Annotated in this window: 16 protein-coding genes, 1 pseudogene and 1 CRISPR repeat array (1 of these 18 cut by a window edge); of the genes and pseudogenes, 4 read left to right on the top strand and 13 right to left on the bottom strand. The window is 55.3% G+C overall.

Translation table 11 applies throughout. The features are described from left to right. Positions 1-639: direct repeats of the CRISPR family, unit length 29 nt; unit sequence CGGTTTATCCCCGCTGGCGCGGGGAACTC; it reaches 489 nt to the left of the window's first position. A 26-nt stretch (positions 640-665) separates the two neighbouring features. Further along, entirely contained in the window at positions 666-2468 is a 1803-nt protein-coding gene (gene cas3, locus AQ981_RS26950; protein ID WP_082683228.1) for a CRISPR-associated helicase Cas3', read from the top strand. A gap of 107 nt (positions 2469-2575) precedes the next feature. Here the strand turns inward: cas3 and AQ981_RS19215 are convergent, their stop codons facing one another. The 3 genes from AQ981_RS19215 to dcuC form a co-directional block, all read right to left on the bottom strand. Then, a complete protein-coding gene (locus AQ981_RS19215; protein ID WP_420809777.1) occupies positions 2576-3628 on the bottom strand; it encodes an asparaginase in 1053 nt (350 codons plus the stop codon). Between the two features lie 75 nt (positions 3629-3703). Then, positions 3704-4978: an amidohydrolase gene (locus AQ981_RS19210; protein ID WP_058913370.1), complete on the bottom strand. Its 1275-nt coding sequence runs from the start codon at positions 4976-4978 to the stop codon at positions 3704-3706. A gap of 41 nt (positions 4979-5019) precedes the next feature. After that, on the bottom strand, positions 5020-6387 hold the full coding sequence (gene dcuC / locus AQ981_RS19205; protein WP_058913369.1) for a C4-dicarboxylate transporter DcuC: 1368 nt from the start codon (positions 6385-6387) through the stop codon (positions 5020-5022). Positions 6388-6617: 230 nt separating this feature from the next. On the opposite strand from dcuC, the gene AQ981_RS19200 reads away from it, so the two are divergent. Next, positions 6618-7535 (top strand): DMT family transporter, encoded by a 918-nt coding sequence (locus tag AQ981_RS19200; protein WP_058913368.1) that lies wholly within the window; start codon positions 6618-6620, stop codon positions 7533-7535. 59 nt (positions 7536-7594) lie between these two features. On the opposite strand, the gene AQ981_RS19195 is transcribed toward AQ981_RS19200, so the two are convergent. Beyond that, a complete protein-coding gene (locus tag AQ981_RS19195) occupies positions 7595-8125 on the bottom strand; it encodes a MarR family winged helix-turn-helix transcriptional regulator (RefSeq protein WP_058913367.1) in 531 nt (176 codons plus the stop codon). Between the two features lie 368 nt (positions 8126-8493). Between AQ981_RS19195 and AQ981_RS19190 the strand changes: the two genes are divergently transcribed. Both AQ981_RS19190 and AQ981_RS19185 read left to right on the top strand, forming a co-directional pair. Next, positions 8494-9138, top strand: coding sequence for an ECs1377 family protein (locus AQ981_RS19190; protein WP_058913366.1), 645 nt, complete (start codon positions 8494-8496; stop codon positions 9136-9138). 65 nt (positions 9139-9203) lie between these two features. Continuing rightward, the gene (locus AQ981_RS19185) at positions 9204-9554 is read left to right on the top strand and encodes a hypothetical protein (RefSeq protein ID WP_058913365.1); all 351 of its coding nucleotides are present in this window, start codon (positions 9204-9206) and stop codon (positions 9552-9554) included. Between the two features lie 27 nt (positions 9555-9581). On the opposite strand, the gene AQ981_RS19180 is transcribed toward AQ981_RS19185, so the two are convergent. From AQ981_RS19180 to AQ981_RS19140, 9 genes and pseudogenes are all read right to left on the bottom strand, one after another. Beyond that, positions 9582-10364, bottom strand: a complete 783-nt coding sequence (locus AQ981_RS19180) for a fimbrial biogenesis chaperone (RefSeq protein WP_082683222.1) — start codon at positions 10362-10364, stop codon at positions 9582-9584. A gap of 5 nt (positions 10365-10369) precedes the next feature. Beyond that, positions 10370-11530 (bottom strand): fimbrial protein, encoded by a 1161-nt coding sequence (locus AQ981_RS19175; protein ID WP_058913363.1) that lies wholly within the window; start codon positions 11528-11530, stop codon positions 10370-10372. A 14-nt stretch (positions 11531-11544) separates the two neighbouring features. After that, a complete protein-coding gene (locus AQ981_RS28430) occupies positions 11545-11859 on the bottom strand; it encodes a FimD/PapC C-terminal domain-containing protein (RefSeq protein ID WP_275935312.1) in 315 nt (104 codons plus the stop codon). Continuing rightward, positions 11839-14034 (bottom strand): annotated as a pseudogene (locus tag AQ981_RS27370) (fimbria/pilus outer membrane usher protein); the annotation flags it as partial. The gene AQ981_RS28430 and the pseudogene AQ981_RS27370, both read right to left, overlap by 21 nt. A 55-nt stretch (positions 14035-14089) precedes the next feature. Next, positions 14090-14872 carry a fimbrial biogenesis chaperone gene (locus tag AQ981_RS19160; RefSeq protein ID WP_058913360.1) on the bottom strand — a complete coding sequence of 261 codons (783 nt, stop codon included), beginning with the start codon at positions 14870-14872 and terminating at the stop codon, positions 14090-14092. A gap of 50 nt (positions 14873-14922) precedes the next feature. After that, on the bottom strand, positions 14923-15465 hold the full coding sequence (locus tag AQ981_RS19155; protein ID WP_058913359.1) for a fimbrial protein: 543 nt from the start codon (positions 15463-15465) through the stop codon (positions 14923-14925). A gap of 106 nt (positions 15466-15571) precedes the next feature. After that, the gene (locus AQ981_RS19150) at positions 15572-16138 is read right to left on the bottom strand and encodes a fimbrial protein (protein WP_161969179.1); all 567 of its coding nucleotides are present in this window, start codon (positions 16136-16138) and stop codon (positions 15572-15574) included. A gap of 79 nt (positions 16139-16217) precedes the next feature. Further along, positions 16218-16757 (bottom strand): fimbrial protein, encoded by a 540-nt coding sequence (locus tag AQ981_RS19145; RefSeq protein ID WP_249226345.1) that lies wholly within the window; start codon positions 16755-16757, stop codon positions 16218-16220. A gap of 668 nt (positions 16758-17425) precedes the next feature. Next, entirely contained in the window at positions 17426-18049 is a 624-nt protein-coding gene (locus AQ981_RS19140) for a DJ-1/PfpI family protein (protein ID WP_058913356.1), read from the bottom strand. Positions 18050-18512: the final 463 nt, after the last annotated feature.

Genomic DNA, 18512 nt, shown 5'->3' with positions numbered 1-18512 from the left:
GGTTTATCCCCGCTGGCGCGGGGAACTCGATCTCATCTTCACTCAATCCAGGAAATTTTTCGGTTTATCCCCGCTGGCGCGGGGAACTCCTCAGGATCAGTGTTATCACGTCAGAGTTGTACGGTTTATCCCCGCTGGCGCGGGGAACTCCCAAACTGGCGGGTGCCCTGATTATGTTATGACGGTTTATCCCCGCTGGCGCGGGGAACTCGTGTTACCCTCACCCACGCGGAACAGGGACTGCGGTTTATCCCCGCTGGCGCGGGGAACTCTGCGTCATGTGCACGCATTACAGCCAGAGCGTCGGTTTATCCCCGCTGGCGCGGGGAACTCGGTTGTTCGCCGGATAAAGGATCGTGTCCTGTCGGTTTATCCCCGCTGGCGCGGGGAACTCGGCGGCATTAGCTCGTGCTGAATGCGGAATAATCGGTTTATCCCCGCTGGCGCGGGGAACTCGACTGCAGCCCCCAGTCCCACCACCGCCAGATCGGTTTATCCCCGCTGGCGCGGGGAACTCCCGACCTATGCCGTTCCTGGCTATATCGATCACGGTTTATCCCCGCTGGCGCGGGGAACTCCTAAAATTGGCGGCGGCGTTCTGATGGGATACCGGTTTATCCCCGCTGGCGCGGGGAACTCTTTCCGCCCCCGGCCCACAGCTTGTCATCCTCGAAGATGTCACCGGCGCCGGAAAGACCGAAGCCGCACTCATCCTCACCCACCGTCTGATGTCCGCCAGCAAAGGCCAGGGACTGTATGTTGGTTTGCCGACGATGGCCACGGCAAATGCCATGTATCAGCGCCTGGCAGCGGCTTACCATGCGCTGTTTGCCGATAACACACGACCATCGCTCATCCTGGCGCACGGCGGCCGGGAAATGTCAGACGCCTTCCGGCAATCCGTCTGGCAACCATCGGAGCAGACAGCGGAAAATTACGCGCACGATGATGTCAATGCGATGGGGGAATGCCACGCCTGGTTTGCCGATTCGCGAAAGAAAGCGCTACTGGCGGAGGTCGGTGTTGGTACCCTCGATCAATTGCTAATGGCAGTGATGCCGTTTCGCCATCAGTCAATGAGACTGCTGGGGATGCGTGACAAGATTCTGTTGCTGGACGAAGTCCACGCCTACGATGGCTATATGGTAAAGCTACTGGAAGGATTACTGCATTTCCATGCCGCACAAGGTGGCAGCGCGATTATTCTCAGCGCCACGCTTCCCGCCGCGCTACGGGAAAAGCTACTCAGCGCCTTTAGCGAGGGAGCCAGATTCCCCGCAGCCGAAGCCAGTGATAATGCGGGATATCCCTGGCTGAGTCATCTCTCTGCCAACGGGCTGGAGGAACAGCCGCTGGCCACTCGTCCGGAGGTCCAGCGCACTGTCGCAATTAACTGGCTCCACCAGCGCAGTGAAGCGCTGGATATTATTTACCGCGTTGTCGCAGCCGGTCAGTGTATTTGCTGGATTCGTAATACCGTCGATGATGCCCTGGAGATTTTTCAGCAACTGTTACAGGAAGGCATTATTCCAGAGCAGAATTTACTGCTGTTCCATAGCCGTTTCGCTTTCACCGACAGGATCGCGATTGAGGATAAAACCCTGAGCTGGTTCGGCAACCGTGCTCCTGTGTCAGAACGCCGGGGTAAAGTTCTGATCGCCACCCAGGTGGTGGAGCAAAGTCTCGATCTCGATTTTGACTGGATGATCTCCGATCTGGCGCCCATCGACCTGTTAATCCAGCGCGCCGGGCGGCTACAGCGCCATATCCGCGATGCCAGCGGCCAGAGCAAAGCGGCACTCCCCGACGAACGCCAGCCGCCGGTTTTACATATTTTAGCGCCGGACTGGCAGCCTGAGGCTGAACCCGGCTGGCTGGGGCCGTCGCTGCAGGGAACCGGTTTTGTTTATCCTGATCACGCCTGCTTATGGCGCACCCAGGCGCTACTACGCCAGTACGGCGAAATTCGCATGCCGGAGAATGCCCGCCAGTTGGTCGATGGCGTCTATGAACACAAAATTGCCGCCCCACCGGGTCTGGAGACGCTCTCGGATATGGCCTTCGGTAAAGTACTGAGCCAACGATCGGTCGCCGCGCAAAATCTGTTACGCCACGATAAAGGCTATAGCCGGGAGGCGAGCGATTTTTTGTGGGACAGCGACCGGGAGTTTTCGACCCGACTGGGCGAAGAGAGCGTGGATGTTTATCTCGCCTGGCAGGATGACATGGGGGAATTACATCCCGTTGAGCCTGAAGGCGATTTCCGCTGGGAGATGAGTCGGCTATCAGTGCGACGGTCATGGTGGCAAAAAAGGTCCGCCGGGTTTTTATGTCCCGATGAAGAAGCGCTGGAGCAGTTCCGCAACCGCTATCACCGCCCCGCCGGGCAAATTGTGCTGGTGTCGGAAACGGGAGAAGCACCTTATTACAGCAGGCGAACCGGGCTCATCGGCGAGCCCATTGTTTAATAAGCAAAGGCGGGACAGCGTTGATGGAAATCGTACAAAAAGAAACCCGTCCGCGTCACTGAAACCCGGGTGGCACACTGCGCTACCCGGGTATCAGTACAACTCCCCTAGCGTTGGCTGTCAAAATATTGCGCGGTTTGCTTCAGATCTGCACCGCTGGCCAGAGCAAGCTGGAGCAGAATGCGCGATTTCTGCGGATTAAGGAAACCCGCGCCAATGGCGAACGACTTAGTGCTCACATAGCCCGATCCGGTTCTGGCGGACATCACCACCGGTACCCCTTTCTCGCTCAGTTGTTTAATCGCCTGTTCCATTTTGCTCGAAACATTGCCGTTACCGCTGCCGGCAATCACGATACCTTTCGCCCCGCTCTGCACCGCGGCGTCCAGCATGGCCGGCAGTTGATCCTGATAAGAATAGAGAATTTCCACTGGCGGCAGGTCGTTCAGTTTGCTGACGTCAAAAAAGTTTCGGTCAACCGGCTGCGCCGGGGTGAAGTAGAACTTCGGTTTACCGCTGACAAATACCCCCAGGTAGCCCGGATCATAGGCTTTAAAAGTGTCGAGGGTGGTGGAGTTGGTTTTGCTGGTATAAAACGCCGAACCGATACGGTCATTCAGTACCACCATTACGCCGCGCTTCTGCGCTTTGCTATCCGCCGCCAGCGTCACCGCCTCCAGCAGGTTCATCGGACCATCGGCACTGATTGCCGTCGCCGGACGCATAGCGCCGACCAGCACCACCGGCTTATCGCTTTTTACCGTGAGATCGAGAAAGAAGGCGGTTTCTTCAATGGTATCAGTACCGTGGGTGATCACCACCCCTTGCTGGCCTTCACTGCCCAGCAGCCCATTGATCCGCTTGCTGAGCGTCAGCAAAATTGAGCTGCTGATATTGCCGCTGATAGTATTGGAAATCTGCTCGCCTTTTACTGTCGCCACATCATTCATTTCCGGTACCGCTTTCATCAGCACATCAATACCCAGCGAACCGGCTTTATAGTCAGTGGTATCGGTATTCGATGCCGAGCTGCCGGCAATGGTGCCGCCGGTCGCCAGAATGGTAATCGCCGGCTTCACGGTATCCGTCGCCGCAGACACTGGCGTTGCGGCATATACCAGCACGCCGGTCAGCAGCGCGCTTAAAAGCGTTCTTTTCATCATCACACCCCTTTTAAAAGTCATAAACCCGGCGGCGGCTCCAGATGCATCACCGCCATTGTTCACATCAGCGCCTCAGGCCGACAGACGTTTAAGCAGACCGGTGAAAATCGCAAACCCGGTAAACAGCTGGCTTTCATCAATATCAAACTCAGCCTGATGGTGGCCGGCTTTAATATCACTGCCGATAACGAAATAAGCGGCCTTGCCACCGTGGGCCTGCACGCGTTTAATCAACAGCGTCGCGTCGTCGCTACCATTGAAATTCATGGTGCGACGCACCTCTTTTACGGCCGGCAGCGCCCGGGCGACTTCCGTGACATACGCGGTCATTTCCTCATCCGGCACGAAATCAACCGCTTCCCCCATCACTTCTGTTTCCAGCTCGACGTCAAAGCTCTGCGCCACGCCGTGGGCGCGTCTCAGGGCCTCCTCGGTCATATAGTTGTTAATCTTTTCGTTTTCGCCGCGTACCTCGATCTGCATTTCGGCAAACGACGGGATCACATTGCGCCCCTCTCCGGCTTTCAGCACCCCGACGTTAACCCGGGTCATCCCTTCGCCGTGGGTGGGCAAACTCATTATCTGCACCGTGGCATTGCAGGCGGCCAGCAGCGCGTTTTTCCCGGCGTGCGGTTCCATGCCGGCATGCGCGGCCTTACCCTTAAAGCGCAGGTCCATCTTCAGGGTCGAAAGATAGCGCTCCGGCGCGGCAACCACCACGCCACTGGGGATGTCGCAGCCAAGATGACCACAGGCGAAATAGTCAACATCGTCGAGAATGCCGCTTTCGGCGATAGGTCGCGCGCCGCGAACCCCCTCTTCCGCAGGCTGAAAAATAAGTTTGACGATCCCCCGCAGCGGCGGGTCCTGATTTTCCATCAACCAGCGCGCCACCCCCAGCCCGATCGCCGCATGGCCGTCGTGCCCGCAGGCGTGCATATAGCCGGGGTTAGTGGATCCAAAACCTTGCTGATTCGGCACATGTTCGGCCAGCGCGGTTTCCTGAACGCTCACGCAGTCGATATCAAAGCGCAACGCGACGGTTGGGCCAGGGCGACCGGTATCAAAAACTACCGCGCACCCGGTATATTCGCCGATGCGGGCTAACAGCGCATCGGAGACTCCCTGTGCTTTTGCGGCCAACCTCGCTTTCTCCACCACACCCGGATTACGTCCGCGCACAAATCCGGGATTGATCACCTGAGTCCCGGTCAACACCCGGTGCCCCATCGCCTCAAGGGTTTCGATAAGCTTCGCGGTGGTCACAAACTCGCCCCAGCCCGTTTCCGGGTAACGGTGAAACTCACGCCGCCATTTCACTAATGTTTGATTATCTATGGTTGTCATCTTTGCTTTCCTGTTTTGCATCCCGCCATCATCGCCGCCCGCTAAAGCGCATAGCGGACGTAAGAGGCGATTAACGTTGCGACGGTGCCTACGGCTAACGGTACAGCGGTCCTTTTCACCACGTCGACAGGGCTGGCCTTCACCACCGAGGCGACAATAATGACGACGGCGGAAACCGGGGAGATAGCGCGTATCAGATTAGAGGTGAACTGCATCGGCAACGCCACCATGATCGGATCGACGTGGGCCTGGTTGGCGATCGGCGGAATAAGCTCAATGAATGAATAGAACACCGCGTTACCGCTGCCGCTGATAAAGGTAATTAACGCCGTCAGGCCGGAGAAGATAAACATCAGCCCCACGCCCGCGTTGTTAATGTTTTTCACCACGCCGGAAATCATGTCGATAATGCCAATCGCATTCAGCCCCGCCACCAGAGTACCGGCGGCGACAATCAGTACCACCACCTGCGAAAAACCGTCCCCCATGCCTTTGAAAAACAGCCCAGCCTGGGTCATCTGCGCTTTAACATCGCGCTTGCGGATAAGCTCGGTGACGAACGCCAGCGCGAACGAAAACAGGGTTATCTCCACCAGCCCGACTTTGATCTGGCGGAAAAACAGCCCCAGCACCACGATCAGAATCAGCGGGATCAGCGGAAACAGCGCGTAATAAGCCGGCGGGAGCGCTTTACCATCCTGAAACTGGCTCTCGTCCACGTCGGTAAACGCCGCCGCCCCCTGGCGCTTATCCATATACTTTTGCCAGAAATAGTGGGCGATCCCCATCAAAAACAGCACCGGTAGCGATATCACCGCATGGTGCAGGGTGACGTAATCAACTACGTGTTCAAAACCCAGCAGTTTTGCGGCCACCACGTTGTCGCCCCCCAGCGGCGTCGGCATGATGGTCGCGGTGGTGGCGATAATCCCGGCCGCGGTCATGGATGACATTTTCGCCGCCCGCAGGATTGGGTACAGGGTCGCCATCAGAATCACCGCCAGCGACGCGGCGCTGGGAATAACCAGTGACAGTAGCGTCCCCAGCCAGAAGACGATAGGCACCAGTACATACGGCGAGCGGATTCGGGAAATCGGCTTTGAGACCAGATGCACCGCCGCATCATTGGCGCCGATGTGTGACATATAGGCAGAGAAGCCGAACAGCACCATAATGATGATGCCCGCTCCACCGAACTGCTTAATAAACCCCAGTTGAACCTGTTTCAGTGGATCAAGCCAAATGTTCCCGGTACTTTGCTTAATATCTAAAACGGGCATTCCCAGCATTGCCGCGCTCAGCATCAGCGCGATACCGGCGACAAACAGCACCAGTTTGGCTTCATAGTTCTTCGCTATTGCGTAACCTGCCAGCACCAGCACGATTACACTGATAATTATTACCGTCATAGCCGCCCCGCATTAATCCTTTCCATTAAATATCTTCACGTGAAGATAAATAGACATATTATCGATATGCCTTAGCCGCGCAACATAATAAATCAAGAATCTTGACCAAAGTATCAATTAAACCTTGACATCATCCTAAAATCCAAATCCAGCTTGAATCTTCAAATGAAGTATCTTAACGTGAAGATAAATTCACATTGATATGACTCACTGACTAAAAGCCGCTGATTATGAAGAAAATCTCTGTTGTCGGTATCGTACTGGCCCTGTGTGCCGCCTTCCTGTGGGGAACCGCCGGTACGGCGCAAAGCTTTGCGCGCGGCGCCACCTCGCCATACTGGATTGGCGCCTTCAGGCTGATGGTCGCCTGCCTGTTCTTTCATTTACTGTTTTTCTGGCGCACGTACGCCAGCGCAAAAACTGCGCCGGCCCGGGACGCCGGGCAACCGCTCGGCAGAAACGGCTACTGGTGCTTTATCGCTATCGCCGGCGTGTGTATGGGGCTGTATAACCTGGCGTTTTTTGCCGGTATTCAGGCGACGGGCATCGCGATAGGCACCGCAACGACTATTGGCAGCGCGCCGATTTGGGCTGGTTTGATGCAGGCCATCGGTATGAAAAAACCGCCCTGCGGGCTGTGGTGGCTGGGTACGCTTTGCGCGACGGCGGGGGGGACCTGGATGGTGCTGTCCCAGAGCGATAGCTGGCAAATCAACACCGCCGGTCTGCTGATCTGCCTGAGCGCCGGCTTCTGCTACGCCCTGTACACCCTGGTCAGTAAACGCCTGGTGAGCGTCGCCTCGCCGCTAACCATTACCCGACATACCTTCAGCACGGCGATTTTCATCGCCACGCCACTTGCCTGGGCGCTGGCGGGAACGCCGACGCTCACGCCGGCCAGCATTGGCGTGATCCTCTATCTCGGGCTGTTGACCACCGGCGTCGCTTACCTGCTCTACACCCAGGCCCTGAAGCATATCAGCGCCCCCACCGGGGTGGCCCTTGGGCTGATTGAACCGATAGTAGCGTTTGTGCTGGCGATCGTCGTGGCTCACGAAGCGGTGAATTTGCTGGCGATTATCGGGCTGTGCCTGATTCTGGCGGGTCTGTGGCTGGTGCTGCACTCGGAGGGGCGCCAAAAGGCGTGATAGCGTAACGCGGGTTACCCGCAAAGGCTCGCCGCGGCGGGCCTTTGTCATATGCGCGACTACGCGCTCTTTTCGTTGAGTTCGCTCTTTTGCGACTTGATAAGTTTCTTTAACAGCCCGGCCAGCTGTTCCCGGTCTTCAGCTTCCAGCCCCTGAATAAGCGCTTTTTCAATGGCCACGTGGGTAACCACCGCCTCAAGGGTCAGCTTGCGCCCTTCCGGGGTGATCCTGACAATCACCCCGCGCCGGTCGGATGGGTCCGGGATGCGCACGATATACTTCTTTTCTTCCAGTCGATTGATGCGGTTGGATAACCCGCCCGATGAGATCAGGATTTTCTTTTGCAGCTCTTTAGGGGAAAGCTGGCGATCGGGGTTTCTGGCCAGCGCCGCCAGCACCTCAAATTCGCCGACATTCAGGTTATAGCGCGCGAAGTTGGCATCCACAAACTGAGCGATGTAATGACTCATACGCACAATGCGCGCAATCACCGGCAGGCCGCTTAAGTCCAGCGCGGGAACGGCGTCCAGCCACTCCTGAATCAGCGTATCAACAAAATCATTTCCTGAATCCTGCTTGCTCTCTTTCATCACCACAAACCCGGCTTATTAATTAGTTCTCAGGTTACAAGAGTAGTCTGCCACCCTATTATTCACGGTTAAGTTTACCATGAACGGCAGTCGGCCCCCAGCCTGGCGGACGATGCCCGAGGCTGTTCAAGCCATTCTTGTGACATTAAACCGATCCCGGAAGCGGATTTCCGCGCCGCAGGGTATCCTGAAATTAGCCGGAATGAATATTCCAGGCCACCGGCTGAGTCATCAGCGATTCCTGAGCTATCTATGAATAAAACTATCCCCGGGTTGAGTTAACCCAAACCGCTGGCGCCATACTTCCCGTATCCGACATCCGTTGGTAAAGTAACCTGACAGCAGAAATAGCCACCCGGAGGGGTTTCGTGGCAGGACGCATTGATTACCAGATCGAGAAATACAGTTTCACGGAAGCCGCTGAGCCGCCACGCCTTACCCGGCAGTGGGCCGAAGTTCTTGAGGAGTGCCGCCAGTCGCAGGCGGGCGCCGAAACGCGTCTGCATACAGCGCTGCTGAATGTCGATTACGTGACCAGCTTTGAGCTCCCCTTCCGGCTGCTGCTGATCCGCACCCCACAGTTGATCGCCGGGATACGCGATCGGCTCCAGCTCAGTCAAAAAAACGTGCTCTTCAATGGTAAGCGTTTTGGCTGCGTCTACAGTCTGAAAACCGATTTGAGCGCAATACCGGATGAATTCCATTACCGTCTTTCCACCCGTATCCGGCGCACCGATGAAAGTGGCGCGACGGCAGCGCCGTATCAGCAGATCGCCAGAGAGGCGAAAGCGCCGCGGGAGCGTTTAAAGCTGGCGCTGGAGGCGGGGCTACCGGTCACGGCGCTGGACGGGCTTTTCTGGTTTGGTATCCAGCGTATCGCTGCCGACGTGCAGAGGCTAAGGAAAGCAGGTATGACCATCGCCACATCAGAAATCCAGATTTTCGACAATCTGACCGCCACCACCAGGCTGGTTCCGGTTTACCAGTCTGTCCACGCCAAAGCGCGTCCCTGACCCCCTGTTGATGGGCCGTGCCAGCGGCCAGGCCAGCGCGCATTCCCGGTAAAAGGAGAAGGAACATGCCATTTTCGGAGATCTGCCTTTATCAGGTTAAGCCAGACAAAGTTGCCGAATTTGAGGCGACGATGAAAGAGGCTGTGGCCTTCATGGAAAAGCTGGATGGCGTGCTCATATTACGCTTTGCCAGACGAACACATAACATCAACGATTTCTCGCTGATAAAAGAAGGACTTCCGCCGCATAAGATCACCCGCATCGTGAAAAGCGTGCGTTATATGCTGTATTGGGAGTTTGATACCATTGAGCAATATGGCGCCGCCCAGAAGAGTCTGTATGAGAGCTACTGGAAAGCGATTGATAAGTGCTTACTGATGCCGCATGACAAATACCTGGGCGAAACGGAGCATTAAGATCTTACCGCGCCGGAGATTCAGGCGCTAAGGCAGCGTTTGCTCACCGGTCAGCAGATTGCCGAAATCATCAATCACCGTATAAAAGACCCGCATCCCACGGGTGACGCCCCCACCGGCCTGGCCCATCGGGATCAACAACTGTTGGTAAGGCGCCGCCATCCCCTCATCCGGCGCAGCGCTCAGTAGCGGGCGATGTCTGTCCCGGCCAACCGCCAGCTCAAGCAGCGTCTGGTGAAATGGCGTTGGATTACTTATCTGTAAAACCGGGGCTGTATTCTGGTCGATCAGCTTAAAACGCAGCTGTTGATGGCGCGGGATATCACCGTTCTCCCTGAGCGTTGCCGGCCGGTAAAAAAGTTTGATACGGCTGCGGAAAACCACCTGCATCCGGTTATGTCCCGCCTCAGAACGCGGTTTCGGCGGGATCTCCAGCACATTCAGCCAGAATATCGATTCCCGGTCGCCGGGCAGTTGTGACGGATCGCCAGTGAAGATGATACGCAGAAGCTGGGACCGTTTACTGTCAAGACGCAGGATCGGTTGCGTGACGGTAAAAGGCACCGCAATATTCCCCGGCATCGCTTCTCTGTCGCCGGTATCCACCCAAACCTGCAATAAAACCGGCGTGGCGCCGTCATTGGTCGCGCGCAGTGTGGCCTGCTTCTCGCGGCTGTCGACGATAACCCGGGTGGCGCCCAAATAAATCGCCGCCTCAGCCGGGCAAGACAGCCAGACCATCATCGCCAGCAGCATAGCGCGAAGCGCCCCCTGATTTCCTGACCGCCGGCTCCACCAACCTCTTTCCATAGCGGCTACTTATAATTCAACGTGAAAGTTACCGCACTGTGTACGCTTCCGGCGCTGACAGCGTTGTCGGTCTGATAAATGCCGGCGATCAGCGGTACGGTGTAATTCCCGCCGTAAGTGGGAGAATAGCTGTCCAGCCGGTATAGCGAATTGAATGTCACTGGCGTACTGTCCTCACGCAACAGTTGTATCCCCACGCCGTCCGCCGTCGACGCGGCGTTCAGCGCCACCACGCCATTACTGGCGTCAAGAATCGGGGTCGTGGCGGCAAAACTGTAATCAATACTGTTCATGTTGGGCGGGCAGGAATTAAAGCGCAGATCAAAATGGGTTTTCGCGGCGCTCGATCCAATGCCGGTAAACTGGTTAACACTGACATCTTTCAGGGTCACCGTCACATCAGGAGTGGTACAGGTTCCCCCGGAAGCGATGTAAGTGGCATTGCTATAAAATGCGCTACTGATCTTGTCCGACCCCAGGCTGGTACTGCCATTGTGGATCTGCACAGGGCGCATCAACGCGGCATAAAACATGCCGATACTGTGACCATTGACCAAAGCCTGGGTAGACGTCCGGACAAAGCGAATCTGCGTTTCCACCCCCAGTAGCCAGGGCTCGCCATGATTATACGTTGCCGTCAGCAACTGGCCTGGCGACTGAAAGGTCTCGCGCCCGCTGGTCAAAGGCGTCCAGTCTTTGGTCTGCCCATTCAGCGTAAAGCGCCAGCGCAGCACATAGCCAATCCCCATTGATGACATGTTACCCGCACTATAAACGCTGTATGTCGCCCCATCGACATCAAACGCCTGAGCGGTAACCTGACCGGGCGCGGTGACCTGCACTCCCATCTGCGGCTGGATATCCTGATATTCGCTGCGGTGTGTGCAGCGCCAGGCACCCGGCATAGAAACCGTGATCCATGGCCCTAACGCATCGCCAACGCTAATATCGCGCGGAACATCAAGATGGGTGGTCGCGGTGATATTTTGCGTGCTGTTACCGCCGTAGACACAATCCACCCAGGCGCCATCTGCGCAGGCCAGGCCGGAATAACCTGCGCATCCCAGCGCCAGGATAATCACGCCCGGCATTCCCGCGCGGCGTCTGGCGGAGCTGCGCGATGAGTCCATGTTCACAGCGACATAGTCGGGTAAATTTTGCGGCATCCTGATTTCCTTACTCACTGGCAGGCGACATTCAGGCGTGGGTAATCAAACTCCCCGGCGCCGGATGCAGCCGGTATACGGTAGCTGAACTGGCAGCGTTCAGCCGGTGTTTCGCCCCATTTCACGGTCAGTATCCCCTGCTCCGTGGTGGTCCGCAGCAACCCCTGGCCCGCCTGGGCGATGTATCCCACCACGCGCTGCTGCTGTTCCAGCACCGTGGCGCCAAAAGGTAACGGTTTGCCATGGTTATCAACACTCTGGATCAGGAAGGTATGGCCCGTTTCCGTTTCATAGCGCAGCAGGGCAACGGCGCCGGCGGTCGGCGCCACATTCTGGCTGGTAAATTTCAGTTCCACATCGCGGGAAAGACCGCGCGGATCAATTTCAACCGAATTCTGCCGGTAGGGGCTCAGCCAGGGCACCACCGCCTTACCGCTGCCATTCAGACGCACCCCGCTATAGCTACTCACCCGGGCGCCGCCGGCATGATCGGCCTCAACGATAGCGCTGGTTTCCCCGAGCATCGGCGCCAGTACCACGCCGCCCTGGTACGCCACCACCCCGCCAGACAGATTCGCGCCATACTGGTTGTAGCCGCTTGCGGTGGAGTAACTCCCACCCAGCGATGCCCAGGGCGCAGACCAGGAGACGTTGCCCCCCACACTGGTTTTAGTGCCGCTATGGTTGTGGCGAGCGCCATTAAAGAACGCGCCATAGCGGTACTGGTTATCCTCCCCCAGCGAGCCGGAAAGAGAGCTTTGCAACGACTGTTGATCCCGTTGCCGGGTATAGTTGCTGGTCAGGCTGGGCGTACGCGGGCCGGAACCCAACGGGATCGACAGCGTCAGCATCACTGTGTTTTCCCAGCGCGAGGTGGTCAGATCGCGCACCCGGTTGAGGCTGATCCCGTAGCTGACCTGTCGGTAATGGTTGTTGTAACTAATCTGATATTCCGTGTCTGTTCCCTAGCGGTTCCAGTAATCCTGCCAGTTGGCATTCAGGGAAAACGAACCATAGTCTTTGGGTAACTTTTGGGTGGCATTAAGCTGCAGACGGTGGCGACGCGCCAGCGTATTGCTATCCACGCTGGCGTTGCTGCGCGGGTATTTATCCCTGTCGCGCAACAGCATCGCCTCATCCGCGTCATAATACCCTTTGGTGGTGTAGTGGTAGCCCGCCAGTGTCAGGCTGGTATCGGTCACCGGCAGACGTTTGGCGTAAGTAAAACGGATGCTTTTCCCCTGCCGGGAGCTTTGGTTCACCAGCCGGGTCCGGGCCTGGATAGCCCCCAGAGAGAACGCCCCCATCCGGGTATTAAACGCCAGCCCGCCGGACGCCGCCGTATAGTCTCTGGCGGCGATCAGCCCGGTATAACCGGTCACCAGGCTGGAGAAGCCGTACTGCCAGGTTGCCACGCCGAGCGGTGGTTCATCCTTCACGGCACTGTTGCGGTATTGGCCTGCAGTCAGGGAATAGCGGCTCATGCCGGGCCTTAACAGTTCGGGAATACTGGCCCAGGCGACGGTAAACACCTGCTCGCGGCCATCCGCCTCCCTGACGGTCACCAGCAAATCGCCGCCGCTCCCGGTCGGATACAGATCATCAATGGCAAACGGGCCGGGCGGTACGGTGGTTTCATAAATCTGAAAGCCGCCCTGGGTAACTTTAACCAGCGCGTTGGTATTCGCCACGCCCTGAATCACCGGCGCGAAGCCGCGCCGGGAATCGGCGTACATACGATCGTCAGTGCTGAGCTGTACCCCAACAAATCCCAGGCTGTTAAATACCTGGCCTTCGGTGGTAGATTGGCCGATCACCAGTTTGCTACGCCAGTCCGTCAGACCGCGCTCCAGATAGGTCTGATTGCTGTGGTAGCTGAAGCCCTGCTGATGGCTCCAGTTCGCGTTAGCGCGATAGCGCAAGCGCCAGACCCGCCAGTTCAGCCCTCCGCGCAGCGACATATATTGACTGCTCTGATTTGCCGAGCCGGAATATTCGGAACGATAAGCGTTATAGTCGTATTGCAGCGTGGCCGCGGTAACCCCGTGATCCCATAACAGCGGATTGACATATCCCCGGGCCTCACGCTGTAGCAAAACCTGCGGCGCGCTCACCTCCAGACGCTGGCTGCCTGTATCAAACCTGGCCGTCGCTCCGGGAACAATATCACTGAGATCCTCGCACAGCTCTTCAGAGCGCAGACGTTCCAGCACGGCTTTGTCCTGCTTATCGACCGCAATGCCCAGCAGCGTCAGTAATCGAAGGTTATAGCAGGGCAACGCGGTGGTTGCCCCCGGCGATGGAAGCTCAAACCTGACATCATGCCGCCCTTTACGCTGGTCGTTCATATAGAGATCGATACGATGGGTGCCCGGCGCCACAGGATTGCCGCGTGAAAATGCGCTGACATCCACCGCAGTGCGTAACAGCGCGCCGTCAAATTCGACCACCTCCACGCCCTCCTCCGCGTGCGCCAGAGCACTGACCACCAGGGCGACGGGCATCATCAGGGTAAGTTTTGAGCCGGCTGCCTGCCGGGCAACGGCGTTAGCGCCTCGTTCAGGAGCCGCCCTCAGTCGCCAGCGTCCGTTCATACTTACTATCTCCACCCATATCATTCACCAGGCTATAAAACGCTTTCGCCCCCGCCGGGAGGGGCGCTTTAACCCCCTGCAGCGCCAGAGTCAGTTCGCTAAAGGGCGCAACCATCCTGTCCGGCGTTTTACCGAGATAACCAAGTACCGATGACTCTTTTGCCTGGCGGACATCCAGTTGCCGGAAGGTAATGTGATACGGAGAGGGATTGTTAACGATCACCGCATAACCCGCGCCGCTTCTGCGCAGGGTTAACGCCAGCTTGTCGTAGGCCTGCTGTGGCGTTACCGTCAAACCTGCGGGACGGTGGAACAACTTAATGCGCGAGCGAAAGGAAAACTGCATCAGATTGTCGCCGGCGGCGATCTGCCCGGTGGGTTTGGGAGGCACTTCCAGGACATTCAGCCAGAACAGAGACTCCTGTTGCGGGGACAGCCCTCCCCCGGTACGGACAATGCGCAATGTCTGCCCCTTATCGGGATCGAGGCGCGCCACCGGGGGAGTTAAATTGAAAGGGACATTCACACTGTCCGGCCTCGATTTTGTATCGCCATCGTCGATCCATGACTGTATCAGTACCGGACCTTTCCCTTTATTGCTTAACTGCACGATGGTTTCGCCAGCCTTTTCGTTATAAATCACCCGCGTAGTATTAATCACCACGCTGGCCTGGGCACAGGATGCCCAGCCAATGGACAGCGCAACAGCAGAAATAGTCAGATAGCGTTTGAACATAACACCAGGCATAAGTCTGTCCTTAACGTAAAATGAGCGCCGTGATTTCCCTTCGCCCTGAATTACATATAAATAATGTCTAAACCCACGATGGAGAATGCCGGTTCGGGCAGTACCGGACCAGACGCATAATAACGGGCAATATAGGTACGCTGAGCGCTACCGGATGTGAAATCAAAGTGATTATTGGCATTTGCTTGCTGGCGGGCTTCATCGCCGACAAAAATAGGCACCCGGTCTGACGTCAATAACTCAATCTGCAGTTTGTTATCCTGAACATTCAACGTTCCCCACAAACGCCCGGTCGTTTCGTCACTATTTGCCGGGTTGTGGAAATAGACATACGCTGAACTCAAAATCGTACTGGCGCAGTTTTCCAGTGATACTGTAAACGGCGTCTCGCCTGCAGTAGCGCCAACCGTGCTCAATTCGCTTACCGGTACATCTGGCATTATCAACGTAGACACCACACCTTCATTATTGATATTAAGCTCGCAGGTACTGTCTCTGACGAGACCGCTGAAGGTAATATTGCCATCCGACGCCAGAGCCGGTACGGCAAAACTGATACTGATAACAGCCGCAAGCAGGGTATTTTTATGCATGTTGTGTTCTCCTTCCTGTAATGAACGGCCAGAATAATCATTCATGGCTCACTGAATATCATGCGGACAAAGCGCCGGGATATTTTCACCCCGCGGTAATACCGGCTTACAGATAAACAATGCTGTATGTCACAAACCCTCTTACCCAGCCCGGCGTTACCGGCCCATTGGCGTAATAACGCGCGGTATATGCGGCAAAATCGCTACCCGAATCAATGACCATCCGGCTATATCCATCCGCCGCCTGACTGGCCTGATCGCCGACAAAAATTGGCGCAGGACGATTGCTGAGCAGCTCAATCTGAACATTTCCCGCCGTATTATTCAGCCCATCGCCGCCCCACAGCCGGCCAGTGGTCTCATCAACATACGCGGAATTACCTTCAAAAAAGGCATAGGCTTCGGACGCAGCGCCGCTGCAGTCGGTGAGTGAAATCAAAAACTGGGTATCGCCGACAGTCGCCCCCACGGTATACAGCCGATCGGAATCGACCTGTGGCAAAGAGACAACCGCACCAGAAGCGCCCTCGCCGTTAACGCTGATTTTGCAGGTCGTTTCAGTAATAGCGCCGCTGAAATTAACTGCCCCATCCGCGGCCACAGCCGAATGTATAAAACTTATGCCAAGACCAGCCGCGACCAGAATAACCATCTTATTTTTTTTCATCATCATTCCCTTCTTACCCGTGGCAAAAGAATAAGCCTGAGTTGTGTCGGGCGGGTCCGGCATTAAACCCGCCATATAACGACAATTACAGATAAATAATGCTGTAATTAACTGACGTGTAGACCGTACCGGCAGTCACGGCATCGCTGGCATAGTAGCGCGCGATATAATCCATCGAGCCGCTCCCGGAAGAGATATCAATAAGCCGGGAACTCTGGCTATTTTGGTCGCCGACAACGATTGCCTGAGAAGTATTATCCAACAGCTCAATCTGAACATTCTCTGCAGCCCCCCCGACAGACGCCGTATTTAACCGCCCGGTGGCTAAATCAACATAGGTTCCACCTTCGAAATAGGTGTATGCGGAGACCAGCGTTGATCCGCTGCAATTATTCAGAGCTATCGTAAACGGTGTCTCTCCATCGGTTACGCCAGCGCTATTTAATGCCGACGCCGGAATTCTCGGTAAATTGACAGTTTCTGTCGATCCGCCGCCATTGATAGATATTTCACAAGTGTTATCGGTAATATTACCGTTAAATTGAATCATGCCATCATAGGCCAGTACCGGGACGGTAAAACCAGCGCCGATAACCATTGCCAGCAGAGAAGTTCTGTTCATCATATTGTTCATTTCCTTAATTCAGATTAGCAGTGAAAAACTGGCTGCATTTACACATGACATATCCCATTGCCAGAATGAAACAATACCTTCCCGGACGGTACTGAATGATCAGCGCAGCCGCTACGGATTATGTCTGTAAATACAACTCCACATGGTCAGGTAAAAACCATTTGTATTTCAAACGAAAGGAATGTCATACCTGGTCAATAAGTGACTTAGCTATATCAGCAGACTCCGTCGTTGTGCCCAAAAAACATGTTGTAAATTTGTATATCACTTTTTTTAAAACTGTCCTGAGGGCCAGGGAATAGCAGCGTGTGGTTTGAACAGGATAATTCTCAATTAATGACAAATCCCAGAAAAAACCGCAGTTCACGCGACGTAATTCACCAGGCTATTTATTGGTGGCCAGACTAATGGACTTGATAAGTACGGATATACAGTAGGTTTTCTTGTATCTTGCGGCTCGTGATCCCGATCAATTTTAATCCACGCCTGTTGAAACGAGAGAAATGTAACCAGGTCAATTACTGGTATTTCATGATCGGAAGAGAAAGGAATGAAGAGTGGAACGAATCCGCTCCGGTAAACGAGGTGATAGCATCTGCGCCACTCTCGCCCTTCCGGAGCCATTGTTTGTGCATGAAAGCCTGTATCTGTCGCGATAGTTACAGCCCTGTGGGTATCATTCCGGACCTGAAAGCGCTGCGCATAACAGCTATATTCTGTGCATCCGCGACGTTAAGCGCTGCCAGCATATCGCAGGTAAAATCGATAAACCCGACGCCGCTGGCGGTCACCAGATTGCCGGCACGAACGGAAGGCTCATTCCGGTATCGAGCCTCGCCGGTGTAGGCGGAACCGGCCTTATCTTTCAGATACGTCAGTCCGTTGGAAGTATGGTCGACATCATTAAGAAAACCCTTAGCCCCTAAAAATGCCGATGCATCACAGATGGCGCCGACGACCACTTGCCGGGCCAGCGCCTGGCGTACAATGGCAACCACGCGCTCAGCCTCTTCTCCCCACCAGTTCATACCGCCCACCAGCACCAGTGCGGCATAGTCTTCAGGCAGGTGGTTAAAAGTGTAATCAGGCAGGCAGCGAAACCCACCGATAGAGGTGACCAGCCCCTCGTCCGGGGCGACGACTTTCACTTCGTACTGCGGCGCCCACAGCCCGAACCCCCGACGCAACCCAGGCGCCAGCAGTGCGAACTCCCAGTCGGCATATTCGGGAATCACTAAAAATAGCACCTCTCTGTTTATCGGCAGCCCACTGTCCATATGCATTACACCCTCTTTTATTCTCAGGATGATTTCTTTATACGCCTGAACGACAGCCCTGTGATAGCCACGCCAGCCGCAAATATTGCAGAAAACGTCCCAGGGGTGATCCAGGCGTTTTTCTCCCGGTCTGCCACAGACTGTTGTCACGATCGGAGATATTTCAACTGGCTAATTTCCGGTGGTAAAGTCGCCAGAATACGGAATAAAACGCTAAAAATATTAATCAGGAGTTTATATTCAATTATATTAAGTTATTTTATAGTTAAAAGTGATTATCAATAAAATAGATAAAAATTCAAATGCAAGAAAATCAAATAAATACCCAGAATTTAACTTAAATAATAAACCCGATATAAATCAACTCACTACAGAAATATGAATCAATTCTAAAAACCTATCTATACTCATATTTCACGCCAAACCATTGAGGTATATTCATAACTAACACGCTGTCAATTCAGATAAC

Source organism: Entomohabitans teleogrylli (genome assembly GCF_001484765.1).
In the GTDB taxonomy this organism is placed as follows: Bacteria; Pseudomonadota; Gammaproteobacteria; order Enterobacterales; family Enterobacteriaceae; genus Entomohabitans; species Entomohabitans teleogrylli.
Note: the sequence above shows the minus strand (reverse complement) of the source record. Positions and strands in the feature narration are given on the sequence as shown.

Bases quoted from the DNA above. Each gene is read 5' to 3' on its own strand.
- AQ981_RS19215 (WP_420809777.1), bottom strand. From the start codon at position 3,628: ATGAAAAGAACGCTTTTAAGCGCGCTGCTGACCGGCGTGCTGGTATAT.
- AQ981_RS19210 (WP_058913370.1), bottom strand. From the start codon at position 4,978: ATGACAACCATAGATAATCAAACATTAGTGAAATGGCGGCGTGAGTTT.
- dcuC (WP_058913369.1), bottom strand. From the start codon at position 6,387: ATGACGGTAATAATTATCAGTGTAATCGTGCTGGTGCTGGCAGGTTAC.
- AQ981_RS19200 (WP_058913368.1), top strand. From the start codon at position 6,618: ATGAAGAAAATCTCTGTTGTCGGTATCGTACTGGCCCTGTGTGCCGCC.
- AQ981_RS19195 (WP_058913367.1), bottom strand. From the start codon at position 8,125: ATGAAAGAGAGCAAGCAGGATTCAGGAAATGATTTTGTTGATACGCTG.
- AQ981_RS19185 (WP_058913365.1), top strand. From the start codon at position 9,204: ATGCCATTTTCGGAGATCTGCCTTTATCAGGTTAAGCCAGACAAAGTT.
- AQ981_RS19180 (WP_082683222.1), bottom strand. From the start codon at position 10,364: ATGGAAAGAGGTTGGTGGAGCCGGCGGTCAGGAAATCAGGGGGCGCTT.
- AQ981_RS19175 (WP_058913363.1), bottom strand. From the start codon at position 11,530: ATGCCGCAAAATTTACCCGACTATGTCGCTGTGAACATGGACTCATCG.
- AQ981_RS19160 (WP_058913360.1), bottom strand. From the start codon at position 14,872: ATGCCTGGTGTTATGTTCAAACGCTATCTGACTATTTCTGCTGTTGCG.
- AQ981_RS19155 (WP_058913359.1), bottom strand. From the start codon at position 15,465: ATGCATAAAAATACCCTGCTTGCGGCTGTTATCAGTATCAGTTTTGCC.
- AQ981_RS19150 (WP_161969179.1), bottom strand. From the start codon at position 16,138: ATGATGATGAAAAAAAATAAGATGGTTATTCTGGTCGCGGCTGGTCTT.
- AQ981_RS19145 (WP_249226345.1), bottom strand. From the start codon at position 16,757: ATGATGAACAGAACTTCTCTGCTGGCAATGGTTATCGGCGCTGGTTTT.
- AQ981_RS19140 (WP_058913356.1), bottom strand. From the start codon at position 18,049: ATGCATATGGACAGTGGGCTGCCGATAAACAGAGAGGTGCTATTTTTA.